This window comes from Pseudomonas sp. 1L-C-7-B-C1, from assembly GCF_057291635.1.
On record NZ_JBXAWH010000013.1, the window covers coordinates 58,735 to 74,984 of the forward strand.

General features: G+C 61.6%; 22 protein-coding genes and 1 pseudogene. All 23 read left to right on the forward strand.

Annotated elements, in window-relative coordinates; translation table 11 throughout:
- Position 1: 1 nt before the first annotated feature.
- A pseudogene (locus AC0Z8Z_RS19740) lies at positions 2 to 1,021 on the forward strand (phage major capsid protein, P2 family); the annotation flags it as partial.
- Positions 1,022 to 1,137: 116 nt separating this feature from the next.
- The gene (gene gpM / locus AC0Z8Z_RS19745; RefSeq protein ID WP_485620231.1) at positions 1,138 to 1,863 is read left to right on the forward strand and encodes a phage terminase small subunit; all 726 of its coding nucleotides are present in this window, start codon (positions 1,138 to 1,140) and stop codon (positions 1,861 to 1,863) included.
- Positions 1,864 to 1,960: 97 nt separating this feature from the next.
- Complete coding sequence (locus AC0Z8Z_RS19750; RefSeq protein WP_485620232.1) at positions 1,961 to 2,422, forward strand: head completion/stabilization protein; 462 nt, start codon at positions 1,961 to 1,963, stop codon at positions 2,420 to 2,422.
- On the forward strand, positions 2,419 to 2,862 hold the full coding sequence (locus AC0Z8Z_RS19755) for a phage tail protein (RefSeq protein ID WP_485620233.1): 444 nt from the start codon (positions 2,419 to 2,421) through the stop codon (positions 2,860 to 2,862). Before AC0Z8Z_RS19750 ends, AC0Z8Z_RS19755 begins: the two co-directional genes overlap by 4 nt.
- The gene (locus tag AC0Z8Z_RS19760; protein ID WP_485620234.1) at positions 2,852 to 3,532 is read left to right on the forward strand and encodes a phage virion morphogenesis family protein; all 681 of its coding nucleotides are present in this window, start codon (positions 2,852 to 2,854) and stop codon (positions 3,530 to 3,532) included. The genes AC0Z8Z_RS19755 and AC0Z8Z_RS19760 overlap by 11 nt, the downstream gene beginning before the upstream one ends.
- Positions 3,533 to 3,544: 12 nt before the next feature.
- Positions 3,545 to 4,660: a DUF2586 domain-containing protein gene (locus AC0Z8Z_RS19765; RefSeq protein WP_205486400.1), complete on the forward strand. Its 1,116-nt coding sequence runs from the start codon at positions 3,545 to 3,547 to the stop codon at positions 4,658 to 4,660.
- Between the two features lie 6 nt (positions 4,661 to 4,666).
- Complete coding sequence (locus tag AC0Z8Z_RS19770) at positions 4,667 to 5,119, forward strand: phage protein (protein ID WP_485620235.1); 453 nt, start codon at positions 4,667 to 4,669, stop codon at positions 5,117 to 5,119.
- A 110-nt stretch (positions 5,120 to 5,229) separates the two neighbouring features.
- A complete protein-coding gene (locus AC0Z8Z_RS19775; protein WP_485620330.1) occupies positions 5,230 to 5,328 on the forward strand; it encodes a hypothetical protein in 99 nt (32 codons plus the stop codon).
- Positions 5,328 to 5,720, forward strand: a complete 393-nt coding sequence (locus AC0Z8Z_RS19780; RefSeq protein ID WP_485620236.1) for a D-Ala-D-Ala carboxypeptidase family metallohydrolase — start codon at positions 5,328 to 5,330, stop codon at positions 5,718 to 5,720. The genes AC0Z8Z_RS19775 and AC0Z8Z_RS19780 overlap by 1 nt, the downstream gene beginning before the upstream one ends.
- Positions 5,721 to 6,083, forward strand: coding sequence for a DUF1353 domain-containing protein (locus AC0Z8Z_RS19785; protein WP_485620237.1), 363 nt, complete (start codon positions 5,721 to 5,723; stop codon positions 6,081 to 6,083). It begins immediately after the preceding gene.
- Between the two features lies 1 nt (position 6,084).
- Positions 6,085 to 6,342, forward strand: a complete 258-nt coding sequence (locus AC0Z8Z_RS19790; RefSeq protein WP_205486382.1) for a hypothetical protein — start codon at positions 6,085 to 6,087, stop codon at positions 6,340 to 6,342.
- Complete coding sequence (locus AC0Z8Z_RS19795; RefSeq protein WP_485620238.1) at positions 6,339 to 6,629, forward strand: putative phage tail assembly chaperone; 291 nt, start codon at positions 6,339 to 6,341, stop codon at positions 6,627 to 6,629. Before AC0Z8Z_RS19790 ends, AC0Z8Z_RS19795 begins: the two co-directional genes overlap by 4 nt.
- A gap of 23 nt (positions 6,630 to 6,652) precedes the next feature.
- On the forward strand, positions 6,653 to 6,793 hold the full coding sequence (locus AC0Z8Z_RS19800; RefSeq protein ID WP_485620239.1) for a DUF6890 family protein: 141 nt from the start codon (positions 6,653 to 6,655) through the stop codon (positions 6,791 to 6,793).
- A gap of 5 nt (positions 6,794 to 6,798) precedes the next feature.
- Positions 6,799 to 8,784 (forward strand): phage tail tape measure protein, encoded by a 1,986-nt coding sequence (locus AC0Z8Z_RS19805; protein ID WP_485620240.1) that lies wholly within the window; start codon positions 6,799 to 6,801, stop codon positions 8,782 to 8,784.
- On the forward strand, positions 8,781 to 9,098 hold the full coding sequence (locus tag AC0Z8Z_RS19810) for a DUF2590 family protein (protein ID WP_205486374.1): 318 nt from the start codon (positions 8,781 to 8,783) through the stop codon (positions 9,096 to 9,098). Before AC0Z8Z_RS19805 ends, AC0Z8Z_RS19810 begins: the two co-directional genes overlap by 4 nt.
- The gene (locus AC0Z8Z_RS19815) at positions 9,095 to 10,267 is read left to right on the forward strand and encodes a baseplate J/gp47 family protein (protein ID WP_485620241.1); all 1,173 of its coding nucleotides are present in this window, start codon (positions 9,095 to 9,097) and stop codon (positions 10,265 to 10,267) included. Before AC0Z8Z_RS19810 ends, AC0Z8Z_RS19815 begins: the two co-directional genes overlap by 4 nt.
- Entirely contained in the window at positions 10,264 to 10,800 is a 537-nt protein-coding gene (locus AC0Z8Z_RS19820; protein WP_485620242.1) for a phage tail protein, read from the forward strand. The genes AC0Z8Z_RS19815 and AC0Z8Z_RS19820 overlap by 4 nt, the downstream gene beginning before the upstream one ends.
- A complete protein-coding gene (locus tag AC0Z8Z_RS19825; RefSeq protein WP_485620243.1) occupies positions 10,797 to 12,473 on the forward strand; it encodes a phage tail-collar fiber domain-containing protein in 1,677 nt (558 codons plus the stop codon). Before AC0Z8Z_RS19820 ends, AC0Z8Z_RS19825 begins: the two co-directional genes overlap by 4 nt.
- 8 nt (positions 12,474 to 12,481) lie before the next feature.
- Positions 12,482 to 13,189, forward strand: a complete 708-nt coding sequence (locus tag AC0Z8Z_RS19830; RefSeq protein ID WP_205486359.1) for a DUF4376 domain-containing protein — start codon at positions 12,482 to 12,484, stop codon at positions 13,187 to 13,189.
- Entirely contained in the window at positions 13,186 to 14,100 is a 915-nt protein-coding gene (locus tag AC0Z8Z_RS19835) for a hypothetical protein (protein ID WP_485620244.1), read from the forward strand. Before AC0Z8Z_RS19830 ends, AC0Z8Z_RS19835 begins: the two co-directional genes overlap by 4 nt.
- Entirely contained in the window at positions 14,097 to 14,621 is a 525-nt protein-coding gene (locus AC0Z8Z_RS19840; RefSeq protein WP_485620245.1) for a baseplate complex protein, read from the forward strand. Before AC0Z8Z_RS19835 ends, AC0Z8Z_RS19840 begins: the two co-directional genes overlap by 4 nt.
- Positions 14,622 to 14,627: 6 nt before the next feature.
- Entirely contained in the window at positions 14,628 to 15,332 is a 705-nt protein-coding gene (locus tag AC0Z8Z_RS19845) for a hypothetical protein (RefSeq protein ID WP_485620246.1), read from the forward strand.
- Positions 15,305 to 16,249, forward strand: a complete 945-nt coding sequence (locus tag AC0Z8Z_RS19850) for a hypothetical protein (RefSeq protein ID WP_485620247.1) — start codon at positions 15,305 to 15,307, stop codon at positions 16,247 to 16,249. The genes AC0Z8Z_RS19845 and AC0Z8Z_RS19850 overlap by 28 nt, the downstream gene beginning before the upstream one ends.
- The last annotated feature ends 1 nt before the right edge of the window (position 16,250 follow it).

The window sequence follows — 16,250 nt, forward strand, 5'->3', positions numbered from 1 at the left end:
CATGGCTCAAAATCTAAGCACCCTGGGCGCCAGACTTTATGCCCAGATGCAGCTCGACATCGCTGAAACCTACGGCGTCGAGCTGGCCACCAAAATGTTCAGCGTTGAGCCGACAATCGCTCAGGAGCTGAACGACGCAATCACCGCCAAGTCGGATTTCCTGCAACGCATCAACATCATCCCCGTGGGTGAGGTCAAAGGGCAGAAGGTTTTCCTGGGTGTGTCAGGGCCAGTGACTGGCCGCACCGACACCAAAACCAAAGATCGCGAAGCGAAGGATGGATCAGCTCTCGATGACAGCACCTACGAGCTGTTCTCCACCGAGTCGGACGTCTGCCTGCCCTACGCGAAAATCGACGCTTGGGCCAAATTTCCCGACTTTGCGCAGAAGTATTCCGCCGCCGTGCAGAAGCAGATCGCGCTGGACCGAATCATGGTCGGCTTCCACGGCGCCAGTGCTGAGGCGCAGACGGATCTGGTGGCCAACCCAATGCTGCAGGACGTCAACAAAGGCTGGCTGCAAATTGCCCGTGAGCAGATCCCGCAGCAGGTACTGACCCACGGCAAAGAGGACGGCAAGGTCACCATTGGCGAGGGCGGCGACTATGCCAACCTTGATGCCTTGGTACATGACACCAAGCAACTGGTCGACGAGCGCTTGCGCGACGGCGGCGATCTGGTCGCCATCATCGGCAGTGATCTGCTGGCAGCAGACAAGGCCAAGCTGTACGCCAAACAGGGCAGCACGCCGACCGAAAAAGAACGCATCGAAGACGCCCAGGTCATCGCAACCTACGGCGGCCTGCCGAGCTTCAGCGTGCCCTTTTTCCCGGTCAATGCGGTGATGGTCACCAGCTTCGACAACCTTTCGATTTACTTTCAGGACTCCAGCTGGCGCAAGCAAACAATCGACAACCCACGGCGCTCCCGCGTTGAGGATTACAACAGCCGCAACGAGGGCTACGTGATCGAGCAGCTGGAAAAATTCGCGCTCACGGAAAATGTGGAGGCCTATAAAGCCCCACCACCGGCAGCTCCCGTCCGAGCCGCTCAAGCTCCGGCACCAGCAGCCCCCGTTAAGCCTAAGCCTGCGCAGCCAGCAGCTCCTGCCCCTACACCACCCAAGAAGGTGGCTCCGTGAGCCTGGCACTGGCGCACAAACGTCGCGTGATCGCTGACGGCCCTGTGACGGCGGGCGCCGGTGCCAAACCGCCGGCGTATTCGGCGGAGACGGCGATGTCCAGCCCCGCCAATGCCCGCAAACACCTCCGGTTGATGGAGGACGCACTGGCAGTGGATCTGGACCGGATCAGCTCAATCAACAGTCACGAGCTGCGCCGGCAACTTAAGCGTGAGGAGCTGCTGCCCAAGTACCAGACGTACGTCCAGCGGTACCGCGAATCCGGATTGAGTTTCCCGAACCCGGTGCTGATGTACGTCCTCATCTGGCTGTTCGACACCGCCGAGTTTGACCAGGCGTTTGAGCTCGCAGACTTCGCCATGTCCCAAGGGCAGGTTTTGCCGGCACCGTTCAAGCGAGACATCCCCACTTTCTTGGCGGACGAGCTGATCGACTGGGCCGAGATCGAATACAAGGCCGGTCGCAGCCCGGAACCCTACGTCAGCAATCTGCTGCCCTGGGTGGACGGCGAATGGAAGCTGTTCGAGAAGATCCCGGCCCGCTACCACAAGCTGCTCGGCATCCTGGCGATGGACCAGAAGAACTGGGCGAAAGCGATCGAGCATTTCAATCGCGCAATGGATCTGGACGACAAGATCGGCGTGCTTACCCGGCTGAATGGGTGCGTCGGTGCCTTGAACAAGCTGGCCGCAGCAGCAGCCGCAAACCAATCAACAGACTGACTTACCCCCCAGCGGGGAACGGCTGAGGTCATCCAGTTCACTTGTGACCTGGTGATGCCGTCGACGCCGTCTTCCCGCCCTATTTGAGCGCCCAGCAATGAGCTTTTCAGGCAAACCCACCACTTTTGTGGAACAGACGATCAAGAACGACGGCTTCTGGCCGGACCTCTCCGTGTCTGAGTTTCAGAAAAGTTACCGCCTGCCGGCGGAGTACCTGAGCGAGATGCTGAGCGCCGACCTGACCACGGCGATGGTCGAGGTCAACACCGATCTGGCCATGCTGAGGACTCGCTGGACCAGCGCAGGCATCAAGTCCCTGGAAACTGCTGACAGCACGGTGCTGCCAGAGCGCACCTTCCAGGCCGCGACGTACAAGCGCGCCGTCTACTGCAGGGCGAAGGCCAGCCTGCTGACTCAATTTGCGACCGTTACCCGACGCGAAAGCGCAGAAAACACGGGCAAGGAGCAGCCAGAGCGATCGGAAACTTTTCTCGCTTTCAGCCAGCAGGCCGTGCGCTCGCTGCAGGGGCGCGGCCGGATTACGGCGGCGCTGTTATGACCAAGCTCAAAGCCCTCACCGCTTACCTCATCGGGTGCCAGTTGGTGGCTCCCGAGCAGTTGGACAGCTGGACCGAACAGGTTCACCTGGCGCTGATCTGGAAGCCTGACCTACAGGGCATGCGCATGGGGGACATGAAGTACACCGCGACGGTCGCGCTTGAGCGTTTTGACGATCATCCAGGCCGATTAATGGCGCTGGTGGGGAGCTGGCTGGAAACCCACGACAACGACCGCGACGACCTACCGCCAGTCGTGTTCGACATCACCATGGTCGATGACGATCTGGCGGACGTGGACATCAATCTGGAGTTCGTCGAGCCCCAGTACCTGGCGGAGGACCCGGACGGCGAGGTCGCCGCGTACGGCCGCACCTGGTCTTTCATTCCCTTTGATTTGTGGGTGGCTGAGAACGGGGAGGTGGCCAGCGGTGGCGCGTAGAAACTTCGACGTCGACGTGCGCGGCTACTTGGGCGTTCAGGAGCAACTGGCACTGCTTCGGCTGACGCCCAAGCTTCGCCGGCGCCTGCTCAACACCGCCACCAAACGCGTGCGCAGCATGAGCCGGCAGCGCATCCGCCAGCAGCAGAACCTCGACGGCACTCCCTTCGCGCCCCGCAAAAGCAGCGGCAAAGGCAAAAAGAAAATGGAGGCCGGCCTCGGCAAGTTGCTGATGGTCACCCGGCTGAGCCCGGACGAGGCGGAGCTGGGATGGCGTAACGCATTGACCCGCTGGGTCGCGAACCAGCAACACAAGGGGGTCTCTGAACGCCGTACTGCCGCGCAGATGCGCAAGTGGAACAAGACACCGCCAGGCCTGGCGGCGACCCCGAAGCAGGCAAAGCGACTGCGCCGCCTGGGCTTCAAGGTCCCGCAGCCCGGGAGGCAAAGCCTGACGCGCCCCTCCGTGGCGTGGATTCAAGAGCACGTCAATTACGCCAAGGCCGGTCTGCTGATCCGCATCCTGGATGACGAAAAGGCCGAGTCGACAGGCGCGCAAAGCTGGGAGATCACCCTGCCCAAACGCCAGTTCCTCGGCGTGAGCACTGATCGCGACACCGCGTTGCTGGTGAACCAGGTGCTTAAACAAATCCTCAATTCACCCCGTTAACGAGGCAGCTCAATGGCACTCGGACAAGTCACCGTCGACAACCTCAATCTCGGCCAGGGCGGCGTAAAAGAGATAGAGCGCTACTTTCTCTTCATCGGGCCGGCGGCCAAAAACGTGGGCCAGTTTCTGGCGCTCAACACCGACAGTAATCTAGATGCGGAGCTAGGCGACGAGGCCAGCGATCTGAAATCCCAGATTGAGGCGGCTCGCCTCAATGGCGGTCAGCGCTGGGCCTGCATGGCGGCGCCGATCGGCACGGAGGGCAACTGGGCCGAGGCGCTGGAAAAGTCCCAGCAACAGGGCGTTTCTGTCGAAGCCGTGGTGGTCACAAAGCCGGTGGCCACCGCTGGCGAAATCACCGCGATGCACGACGCAGCTATTGCTTTGAACAACCAATATGGCCGCCGTGTGTTCTTCATGGCCTCAACCGCCGGCATCTTGCCTGTGCAGACCTGGGCGGAGTACTCGACCGAGCAGAAGGCTCTGCTCGCTGGTGTGGCCGCGCCGCGTGTCATGGTTGTGCCGCAGCTGCATGGCAACGACCTGGGGGTTTTGGCGGGCCGTCTGGCGCATTCATCCGTCAGCATCGCAGACAGCCCAATGCGCGTGGCAACAGGCCCGCTGCTGGGGCTCGGCCCTGTGCCAGAGGATTCCGACGGTATCCCGCTGCCCGGCGCCGTACGTTCTGAGCTGGACGGAGCGCGCTTCTCGGTTTCCCAGACCTACTCCGATTACCCGGGCGTGTACTGGGCCGATGGCAACATGCTGGACACCCCCGGCAGCGACTTTCAGGTCGTCGAGTATCTGCGCATCACGGACAAGGCGGCGCGTCTGATCCGCCCCTTGTTGATCCGTCGCGTTGGCGATCGCCGACTCAACAACACGCCCAACAGCATGGCGGTCAACACCAGCCAACTGATGGCGCCGCTGCGGGCGATGGCCAAGTCAGTGACCTTCAACGGCGAAACCTTTCCGGGCGACATCGAACCCCCCAAGGACGGCGACCTGGTGCTGACGTGGCTCAGCAAAACCAAGGTCACCGCTTACATCAAGCTCAAACCCTTCAACTGTCCGAAAGACCTGACGGCCAACATCGCCCTCGATCTTTCGGTTGATACAGCGGAGTAACGCCAGATGGCGAAGATCGGCGGCAAAAACTTCGACGTGAACCTGGGCGACCTGTCGCTGCACGTCGAGAACTGCAACCTGGACATCACCGATAACTCGGCGGTCGCCCAAACCCGTGGCGTCCCCGATGGCTACGTAGAGGGCGACGTGGCGGCTAGCGGTGAATTCGAGCTGGACACCACCAATTTCAACCTGTTGATCGACGCAGCGCGCACGGCCGGCAGCTTTCGCGCGCTGCAGCCGTTCGACACGGTTTTCTTCGCCCAGGCGGGTGTTGATGACGTGCTGCGCGTGGAGGCGTTCGGTTGCAAGGTGAAGATCTCCAGCCTGCTGGGCATCGACAGCAAGGGCGGCGAGAAGAGCAAACACAAAGTGCCGTTCGACGTCACCAGCCCTGACTTTATCCGCATCAACGGCGTGCCGTACCTGGACGCCAAAGAGATCGAGGGCCTGCGCTGATGGGCGACTGGCTGGATCGAGTGCAGACGCTCGAACAACTGGAGCGCGACCACGCTATCAGCGCACAGCGTGCGCGTCCGATCCCCACAGGTTTGAGCCGTACGCACTGCATGGACTGCGAACAGCCCATCCCCGAAGCGAGACGCGCATTGGGTGGAATGGTGCGTTGCACGCCCTGTCAGGCGAGCACTGAACGAGGGCAGGTTTGATGGCCGAGCGCACCTGGCTGCATTTCGCCCCTGCCGAGCTGCGTTGCAAATGCGGTCAGTGCAGCAGCGACGGCTCTGAGATGAGCGCCGAGTTCATGGCGGAACTGGAGACGCTGCGCGAGCAGTTCGGTCATCCCATCGCACTGAGCAGCGCATTCCGCTGCGCCCGGCATCCCGTTGAAGCGGGCAAGGCAAATCCTGGCGAACACGCAACAGGCCTCGCCGTCGACGTGCGCTGCAGCGGCGCCGAGGCGGTGCAGATCCTGCGCCTGGCAATGAATCTCAAATTCACCCGATTCGGCGTGAGCCAGCGCGGTGCTGCGCGATTTATTCACCTGGGAATGGCTCCGATCGGCGGCCGCCTCCCCAGTCCGACCATCTGGAGTTATTGAGTGCCTTTCGAAACTGACCTGGAACTGCGCCACCGGCCTGGCCATGTGCGTTGGGAAGTGATTCAGCCACTGACGTACCGCGCTGCAGACGGCCGTGTGGTTGAGGTGCCGGCAGGCTATTTGTCGGACCTGGCCAGCGTCCCGCAACTCGCGCGGCGCATCGTTGATCCGCAGACGCCTCAGGCGCGACGGCCGTCGGTGGTGCATGACTACATCTACACCCATCTGACGCACCGTTTCAGCAAGGCCGAGGCAGACCGGATCCTTTACGACGCCCTGCGCGAAGAAGGCATGAATACAGCGCTGGCCTGGCTGATGTGGAAAGCCGTGCGCCTGGGCGGGCGTGGCACCTGGAGCGCATGACATGGAATTGAATCCACTGACCATCAGCATCCTGCTGATGCTGACTGAACTCTCCTTAACCGGCGTCGCGGGCTTTCAGGTGTACCTGTTCAGGCAGATCAGCGCGGCGCGCCGCGAGCACCTGGAGCTGCGCATTCACCTGGCGCAGAACTACGTGCGCAACGACCAGTTCGACAAGGTGATCAGCCGGCTGGAAACCCGGCTGGAAAATCACCTCGACAGCTATTTCAACAACCTCAACAAGCGAGCAGCACCATGAGCGATCAAAACGCAGACATCACCCTGGAAATTGGCGAAGAGGAATTCACTTTCCAGCTGACTCCCCAGGACGTGACCAAGTACTTCAACGCGATTACCCAAAACAACAAGGTCGCCCCCGGCCATAACCTGCTGATGACGACTGTCGAGCAATCCCGTCGCGCCTCGCTGAGGCCGCTGCTGGGCAACCCGGTGATGGTCATGCAGCTCGCCGGCACGCTGCTGGAAGAGTACGGCCCGGACGTTGAGGTGGTCGTAAAAAAGCGATTGAGCACGCTGAGCGCCTGACCGAGAACGGGCTGGGGCAGTTGATGGCGTTGATGAACCGGTGGCTACCCGGTGCAGAGCCCACGCCAGAGGCGATGGGCACCGCCAAGTGGCTTGAAGATGAGCACTGGAAACGCATGGAGATCGCCGTGGCTAACGGCATCGCCATGGCCTTGAACGGATAAAAGCAGTGGCAGATCGCAGCGCAAGCCTGGCTTTCATTTTGAGCATGACCGACCGGATCACCGCGCCACTGGCCAAGGTGAAGATGGGCTTTTCCGACTTGGCCAACCAAAGCGAAAAGCACACACGCACGATGGGCCTTGGGATCGGTGGCTTGGTCGGCAGCGCCTATGCCCTCAAGTCCGCCATGGCGCCGGCGCTCGAACAGAATGCCGCGCTGGGCGAGGTTCAGAGTCTGGGTGTGGCCGCCGAAGGGCTGGATCTGCTGAGCAAAAAGTCTCTGGAGTTCAGCATCGCTTACGGCGAGAACGCCACGGCGTTCGTCAGATCGGCCTACGACATTCAGAGCGCGATCGCGGGGCTCACTGGCAGTCAGTTGGCAACCTTCACCGCGTCATCGAACCTGCTGGCCAAGGCCACCAAAGCCGATGCCAGCACGATCACCAATTACGTCGGCACCATGTACGGGATCTTTCAGGATCAGGCCGATGCGATGGGCAAAGCCGCTTGGGTCGAGCAGCTCACCGGGCAAACCGCGACCGCCGTGCAGATGTACAAAACCACGGGCCAAGGCATGAGCAACGCTTTCACCGCCCTGGGCGCAAGCGCGACCTCGGCAGGCGTTAACGCCGCCGAGCAGATCGCGATCCTCGGAACGCTGCAGGCGACCATGAGCGGCGGCGAGGCAGGCACCAAATACAAGGCGTTTTTGGCCGGAGCCTACGGCGCGCAGCAGAAGCTGGGGCTGTCGTTCACCGACAGTCAGGGTCGGCTGCTGCCAATGCTGGATATCCTGGGCAAGCTGAAGGGCAAATACGGCGAGCTGGATGCGGCTGAGGCCGACCAGATCAGCAGAGCATTTGGCGGCAAGGAAGCAATGGGCCTGATCTCCCAGTTGCTTCCCAAGACCAATGACCTGGCCGCCGGCATCGACAAACTGGGCAAGGTCAAGGGCCTAGAGCAGGCCGAGAAAATGGCCCAGGCCATCGCCGATCCTTGGGAGAGGTTCGGCAGCGCGATACAGGCGGTGCGGATTGCGTTCGGCATGACGCTGTTGCCCGTGCTCAACCCGATCATGGAAGGACTTGCCGGGTGCGGGGCCTCCCTGCTTCGCTGGATCCAGCTGTTTCCCAATATCACCCGCATCATCGGTATCGCCACGCTAACCATCATGGGCATCGTGGCGGCGCTGTCGCTGCTTACTTTGACTGTCGGCGTTGCACGTATGACGAAATTGGGACTGCTCACGGTCTGGAAGCTGCTGCACATGGCCGGCATGCGCAGCGTCGCGATGTTCCTCTACCACACCGCCATGGTCGTACTCTTCATCGCGAGCCTCGCTGTGATGTACACCTGGATGGTGCTGGTGCGCACCGGCATGCTGCTCTGGCAGGGTGCGATCTGGCTCGTCAACGCCGCGATGCTGGCCAATCCGGTGGTGTGGATCATCATTGGCATTGTCGCGCTGATCGCGATCGTGGTCGCGGCGGTGTACTACTGGGACGAGTGGACCTCGGCGCTGTTGAACAGTGAAGGGTTCGCCTGGGTGAGCGCCAAGCTGCAAGCGCTTTCTGACTGGTTCAACTCCATGGGCGGCTGGTCCGCCATGGCGAAAGGCGCCTGGGACAGCATCGTCAGCGTCTTTTACGTCGCGATCAACAGCCTTATCGAGATGATCAACAGCATTCCGGGCGTCAACATCGAAGCGCGATTTGGCGGCATGCCTGACGTGCCCGGGCTGGACGCTGCGACCCAAGGGCTCGACAACGCAAACGCCGGCGAGAACGCCCGGCAAACCCTCAATTCAGCAATCCCCAGCCTGTCACCGGCCCGCCCTTCGGCGGTGCCGGCAGGCGGGCTGCTGACCAAAATCCAGAACAACAGCACCAGCCAGAACAAGGGCACCCATGTGGAGAACGTGAATATTCATACCGGCAAGGCCATGAGCCCGTTGGAGATGGAAAGCATGATGGCGATGGCGGTGGGCGGATGAGCGAATACGTCGACCTGCTGATTGAGCACAACGACCTGGCGCTGGATCCGTCCCATCAACCCAGGCTCATCGATGACCGCGGCTGCATTGCTCAGGACATTGCGCACATGATCCGCGACAGCGGCCTGCTGGTGACGCTGGTGGCCGAGCGCGATCGTCTGCGTCAGCGCGACTGCATCCAGCAGCTCGAATTGCTGGTGGAAGCCGATGAGCGTCTGGTACCGGGCACGGCAAAGATCAGGACGCTTGAATCTGGCGTGTACCTGGTCACCGCGAAAACGCTGAAGTTCGGCGCCGTGGAGATAAGCCTGTGAGTGATGTCGACTTCAAGGCAGTCATGGCCAATGCCGGCATCCCGACCACCGAAGCAGGCCTGAAAACCGCTTGGGAAAAGGAGGTCGCAGCCCAGGGCGCGAAGGTGGCCAACACTAGCAGCTACTCTCCTTTTTGGCGCGTCATCACCGCACTGGTGACCAAGCCTGTGCTTTGGCTGCTGGATTACCTGTGCGTCAGCATCCTACCCAACTTCTTTGTGAAGACCGCCGTTGATGCCTGGCTGGACATGCTGGCCTGGGCCGTGAACGTCGAGCGCAAGGGCGCCACCCGAGCCGTCGGCGCGGTGCTGTTCACGCGAGCGGCTGCAGAAGGCGTGCTTGAGCTTGATGCCGGCATCGTGATTCAGAGCCCTGCGATCAACGGCAACGTGTACAAGCTGATTACCACTGCCAATGCGCGCTTCCTCGACGGGCAACTGCAGGCCGAGGTGCCGGTTCAGGCTGTAGAACCGGGCAGCGGTTACAACCTGGCCCCGGGTTACTACGCGATTCTGCCCGTGCCCATAGCGGGAATCGTGCAGGTCGCCAACGCGGACGGCTGGCTGCAGTCGCCAGGCGCAGATCCGGAGCCCAATGATCAGTTGCGCCTGCGGGTGCGCAACCAGTTCTCCGCCGTCAACCAATGGCACACCGACGCGGTATACCGCGCCATGATCTCGGCCTTCCCAGGCGTGCGGCCGGACGGCGTGTACTTCGAGCATGGCGCGCCCCGTGGCCCGGGCAGCGCGAACGCCTTTGTGTTGTTCGACGCCGGCGTGCCGGCAGAGGGCTACCTGGTGCAGATCAATGAGCACATTCGCGACCTAGGCAACCATGGCCACGGCGACGACCTGTTGGCGTTTCTGATGCCAGAGGTGCAGGTAACGTTTGAGGTACAGGTCTGGCCTGACCCCCACCTCGACAAGCCAGGCGTCGAGGCTCTGATCGGCGAGATTGAGTTGTACGTGCGCGCCGCCTTCCGCGAGAGCACCCCGCGCGACTATCAGCCGACGCTCACCTACCCGCAATCACGTTTCAGCTTCAGCCGTTTGATGGAGGAGCTGCACGGGCAATTCCCGCAAATCCAGTCACTGCACATCGACAGTCCGGACATCATCTCAGGGCTCGACATCCCCCGGATCGAAAGCCTGAAGGTAGTGCCCGCATGATCAGGCTGAAGCTTCCTTTCTGGCTGGCAGGCGCCGAGCTTTCGAAACTCCGAGCGGCGGCGCAGTCCTGGTGGGCGGCGGTCAGCGGCTGGCTGGACTGGCCCTATCACCAGCTTGATCCCGAAACATGCCATCCCAGCGTATTGGAGCTGTGGGCCTGGCAGCGTGACGTGACGCGCTTCACCGGCGAGCCGGAGGCACTGTTCCGGACTCGAGTGCGGTACGCGTTCATCAACTCGGTCGACGCCGGCAGCACTGCCGGCATGAAGCGCATCTTCGTGCGGTTGGGCGTCGGGTACGTCGAGATCGAGGAACGACAGCCGGAGCGCGACTGGGACGTTATCCAGCTCAAGTTCAGCAATGCACAGCTTTCCCTCAACCCCGAACTGTTGCGCGTCCTGGTGCAGCAGTACGGCCGAACCTGCCGCCGGTATGAGTTTGTGACCATCACACCGGTCGCGGCGCGAGCCGTGCTGGTGGACTTCAACGACGATCAACAGACGTTGATCGCCACCCTAAAGGAGCATGAATGAGCGCCAGCATCACCTTGGCGGGAGAGGCGCAGATCGCCCGCAAACAGGGCGAGGAAAAGCCTCTCATCATCAACCGGTTTATTTTCGCCAATGTGCCGGGCCTGGACCCGGCGGCGCCGGTAGATCGTGCCGCCGGCAAACCGGCCCAGGAACATATCGCCTATGTCTACGACATGCCCCAGGACAACGCGGGCTTCGTCACGCCCAATCAGGTGGTCTATAGCGCCCAACTCGGTTCGAACATTGGCGACTGGGACTTCAACTATGTCGGGCTAGAGGATGCCGACGGTGAGCTGTTCGCGGTCTCCTATGTGCCGCTGCAGCAGAAGCGCAAGAACGTCGAGCCCCTGCAATTGGGCAACAACATCACACGCAACTTTCTGGTGGCGTTCGACGGAGCACAGGAACTGACGCGCATCACCATTGAGGCCAGCACCTGGCAGCACGACTTCACGGTGCGCCTGGCAGGCATTGATGAGCGAGAGCGGCTGAGCAACCGGGATCTGTTCGGCCGAGCCTGCTTCTTTGGCAATGCGATGAAGGTTGTTCAATCTGGGGGCGGCTATTCGCTCGCCCCGGGCAGGGCGTACATCGAGGGCGTCCGGCTTGAGACTGGGCAGCCCTTAGTCCTCAACCCCACGGCAGTGCCAAGCAAAGTGTGGATTGATGTTTGCCTGCACCGCGAAGGTAGCGACGTCGTGGCCAGCTTCGAAATGGCCTATAGCGGGTCACACGAGGACTACGTCGACACTGCCGGCCGTGCCCATTATTGCGTGCCCATCGCCTCCATCGAGTCCACCAACAAAATCACCGACCTGCGAACTACGCGACCGATCGTAGGGCCACTCGTGGATTTCTGGGCGGCACAGAATGGGGACTATGAGCATCTGCGAGCACGGGCGACTACGAAAGCGGACGTCGGGCTCGATCAGCTCCCCAACGCAAAGAGCGACGATCCCGACAGCAACAGCAGCGAGATCCTGGCCACAACCGCCGCGCTGACTCGGATGGCCGCCAAAGTGCTCGATCCCATGACAGGGATGATCAGTTTCTTTGCCATGACCAGCCCGCCACCTGGTTGGATCAAGTGCAACTTCGCTGCGCTGTCGCGTACCACCTACGCCGCGCTGTTCAACCGGATAGGCACCACCTATGGGCCGGGCGATGGCTCAACCACCTTCAACGTCCCGGACGCGCGAGGGGATTTCATCAGGGCTTGGGACGACGGTCGCGGCGTTGACCCGGGCCGAGTGTTCGGAACTGAACAAGGCCACATGACGGCGTCGCATGATCACGCCGCTTCGGCGGATCCAGTGGGCGACCACGCGCACGCTGCCTGGTCTGATGCGCAGGGCATCCATACACACGCTGCCTGGACCGATGTCCAGGGCAACCATACGCACCCAATTGCTGCTGATATGAGCGGCAATCAAAATCTCCTGACCATGGGCGCTACGCAAGGGATAGACGAGGGTCTAGTCATTAACCCGGCCCAACTCGGCTATGCAGGTGAGCACGCTCACAACGTAGGCATCGGCGAAGCCGGAAACCACGCGCACAACATCGGCATTCACGGCGCTGGTAGCCACAGCCACGTTATCCGCGTGCATGCAGCCGGCGGAGCTGAGACCCGGCCCCGCAACATCGCCTTCCTCTGCTGTATCAAATATTGAGCCTGCCCATGACAACCAAAACCGTATTTCAAACCAACGCATTCGGGCTGTACGTTGGTACCGTCGAGGCCGATCTGTCGCCACTTGAACCCGAGGTATACCTAATCCCCGGCGGGTGCGTGGAACTTGCCCCACCCGATGCGCCCGAGCACAAGGCAGCCCGGTGGAATGGCAAAGCCTGGGAATTGATCGACTACCTCGACGGCGTTACGGCTTACAGCATTGTGACGGGCGAACCGCTGGAGCTCGACGGTCATCGCCCGGTGCCCTCTGGCTACACGCTGAAAAAACCGGCAGAAGGCCAAGTCTGGAAAAATGGGGATTGGGTGGACGATGTGCCTACCATCCTGGCGAACCTGTACGCCGATCGCCTCGCCTTGATCAACCGTGAATGCAGCCGCTACATCGAATCCGGCTTTACTTCCCAGGCGCTGGGTTGGGTGTTCACGTACGCCAGCGAGCTGGACGATCAGATCAACCTGACCGGAATGATCCTGTGCGGTAACGGTGGTGACTTCGCCTGCTACGACGAGGCAGGAGTTAAAGCATTCCGAGCGCATACCGCCGAGCAATTGCGCGAAGTTGGTGAAGACCTGGTGCGATTCAAACACGCCGCGCTGCTGCAGGCGGATGCGCTCAAGACCAACTTAGAGGCCGCCCGGTCGCAAAACAGCATCTCGGCGCTGAAGGCCATCGACTGGGTAGCGCCGGCATGAGCTGGGCGCCGGTGACGATGCGCTGGCCGGAAAAATCCACCGCCTGGATGTCGGGGCTCGACGAGGCCAAGGCGCTGGCCAACGGTGAGATGGCCAGCTCGGCGGAGCGCTTGAAAGCGCTGGAAGGTCTGGTGACGACAAACCCCGGCCCCGTTGGCGCTGCTGCCAAGCAGGGGGTAGAGATTGGGCGCGAAGCACTGGCGCGCCAGCTGGGACAGGCCCCAAGTTGTGTCGTGCTGACCCCGTATCAAAGCGGGATAGGACAAGGCACCGGCTATTCCCGATTCCTATCCGCGCCAAATTTGCTGGAGCAGATGGCTCGCAAGCTGGGACACATGGATCGTGCAACACGCCCTGCAGGTGAGCAATACGCGCTCTCCATTCTGTTTCTGGCCACGCGGCTGGATCAGTTCGCCGACGCGCTCGGTCGCTTCAACGCGCTGATGCCCATGCGCGAGCTTGAACGCGCCGAGCGACGGGCTCGTTACCTTCACAAGCTCGAGGAAGAAAAGACGGAGATCCCGGTCGCCAGCACCACCCCACCTTGGCAGGCCCTTCCGCTGGCCAGCTGCACTTTGCTCAAAGCCGCCAAACAGTCGATGTCCGGGCAACTGTCGATGCTTGAGAGCTATGCCGACAGTTCTCCCCTGGATGAACTTGCAAAGCTTTCTGCGCAAAAGGCCGCGCAGCAGCTGGATCGCGATCGCCAACTGGCTGACCTCAAGGCGTCGCTGATGAACAGCGTCCCGGACGCGAACATGCGGGCTCGACTCATCGGCCCGGGCACAGATCTGCAGCGCCAGCTGCTGGCCGGCGAGCAGCCTGGCCATGAGTGGGTTTTGTGCGCCGGCGTGTTGCTCGTCGGCAACCTGGACGGGTTGAGTTTCGTGCAGGAGCTGATTGGCCTATGACGCTGCTGCTTGATGGCCAGAAGATCCAAGGCAAAAATCTGAAGGTCGTTGCCAACCTGCGCATCGAGAGCGGGGATCTCTCAGGGCAGACGAGCAACACCGAGAAGGCCCACAAGGGTTTTAAGCCAAAAACACTGGCCGTGACGATGACCATTCCGTTCAACCTGCCCGAGCAATTACGCGAGCTGATGCGGCTGGCGGAGGCCACTTCCAGCGGTGGGCAGCTTCACCTGTACCGCGTCGTCAACGACACCGCCGATGCTTTCGGTGTGCGCCAGGTCGAGTTCAGCGACGGCGTAAGCGTCAGGGAACACGACTCGCTGAGCCAGTGGCAGATCCAGTTCACCCTGAGCGAGCGGCAATCCAATCCGGAAAAGGTCGAGGGCAGACGCCCGGCCGGCCCCGTCAAGGCGCAGAGCGCACCCGGCGCGGTGATTGGTGAGACTCCTGAAGCGCCGGCGACCCCGGGCCTTACTGGCTTCGAAAAGGCGCTCTCCAAAATTGACAAGTGGCTGGAGTAAGCCGGCATGAAGCTGAACAAGGTTCTGACGGTGGACCAGGCGCCGGTAAATCTCGTCACCGATGACGTGCGGCTGGATCTCAAGAGCCCGGGCCGCGCCATATTCATAGTGCTTTCAGAGGCGCCACTTAAAGGTTTGGTGACCCTCGATATCGGCTACAACGAACGCGCCCTTCAGCGACACTTCATCGGCTACGTTGAGCGCAGCACGCCTTCAAGCGGTACTCAGCAGGTCTTGTACTGCCGCGAGATGAGCGCGGTGCTGGCTCAACGATTGCCCCTTAATCTACGACACGTCGACCTGAGGGCCGTATTAAGCGAGATCAGCGAGCAGACCGGGCTCAGCTTTCGGCATCCTGACCAATCGTACGCTCGCAGCAAGACGCCTTATTTCTACAACCTTTCAACGGGCTACCTCGCCCTCGACAGCATGAGCCGCGTGTTCAACATCCCCGACTACATCTGGCATCAGCAGGGCAACGGGGAGATCTTCGTGGGTAGCTGGGCGGACAGTTTTTTTGGGCAACGACCCGCCGTGCAATTGCCGGTTGAGCTCTTCGACGGGTACCAGGGCAATCAAAGCGCGACGATCGCGGCCTTACCAGGCATTCGCCCGGGCGCCACGTTCAACGACGGCCGGCGCATCACCAGCGTCTCTCTTTCAGACCAATCAATGGGGATCAAATGGACAGTGCCATCCGCCGCAGCGTAGAGCGCGAGTTTCCAGAAATTGCCGGCGGGTATCACGTCCCGCGCTTTGCTCGCATCCTCGCCGTCTCCGACGCGCCGGCCGATGCCGGCATGTGCGACGACTTCCGCCCGCGCTTTGCCGCCGATATCGAAGTACTCGGCCCCGACGACGAGCCAGATCCGGACATCCCGACGCTGTACAGCGTCCCGCTTCCGCTGCCCACGGGCGGCGACGAGATGGGCTTTTATGCTTTCCCTGGTGAAGGCACGAAGGTGGTGCTGTGCTTCGGCTATGGCCTGCCCAACAAGCCCTTTATCTCCGCGATCCTGCCCCACGGCATCAGCCTGCCCAACGTCCCGAAAGGGGACTCAATCTGGCAACACAGCGCGACCAGTCAGCAGCGGGTGGACGTGGAAGGCAGCTGGTCGCGGCAGACGCACGCGAAGATCACCGACAGCTCGATGGATCGTGAGATCAGCTCCTTGGAAAACAGCGAGCGGTTCGGTAGCCATTCCCAGGCAGTGGCGGACCATTCGAGCGAGACGATCGGCGGCGTGAAGTCTGTCGCCGCCGTCGGCGCGATTCACCTGTTGTCAGGGGGCGGGATGAACTCTGCGTGCGTTGGTGACATGAACGTCGCCACTGCGCGTGATATGAACCTGGTCGTGGCTCAGAAGCTCAGTGCGACGCTGGGTGAGCTGCAGGAGCGCGTGCTCGGCGAGCGCCGGAGTGTGGCGATCAAGACGTGGGTGGGGTCTGAGAGCGTGAACGTGCTGCAGGTCTTGTGTGACACCTTGGATCTGGTTGAGCGGATGGCTCAGCAGATCGCGGCACATGTGCATGGGCCGAGTCCCGCACCGGCGACGGCAGCTGCTTTTATAGCTGACGGCGCCACTGCAGCATCTTTAAACGCAGCTTTGAAACCCATTGTCTATTGAG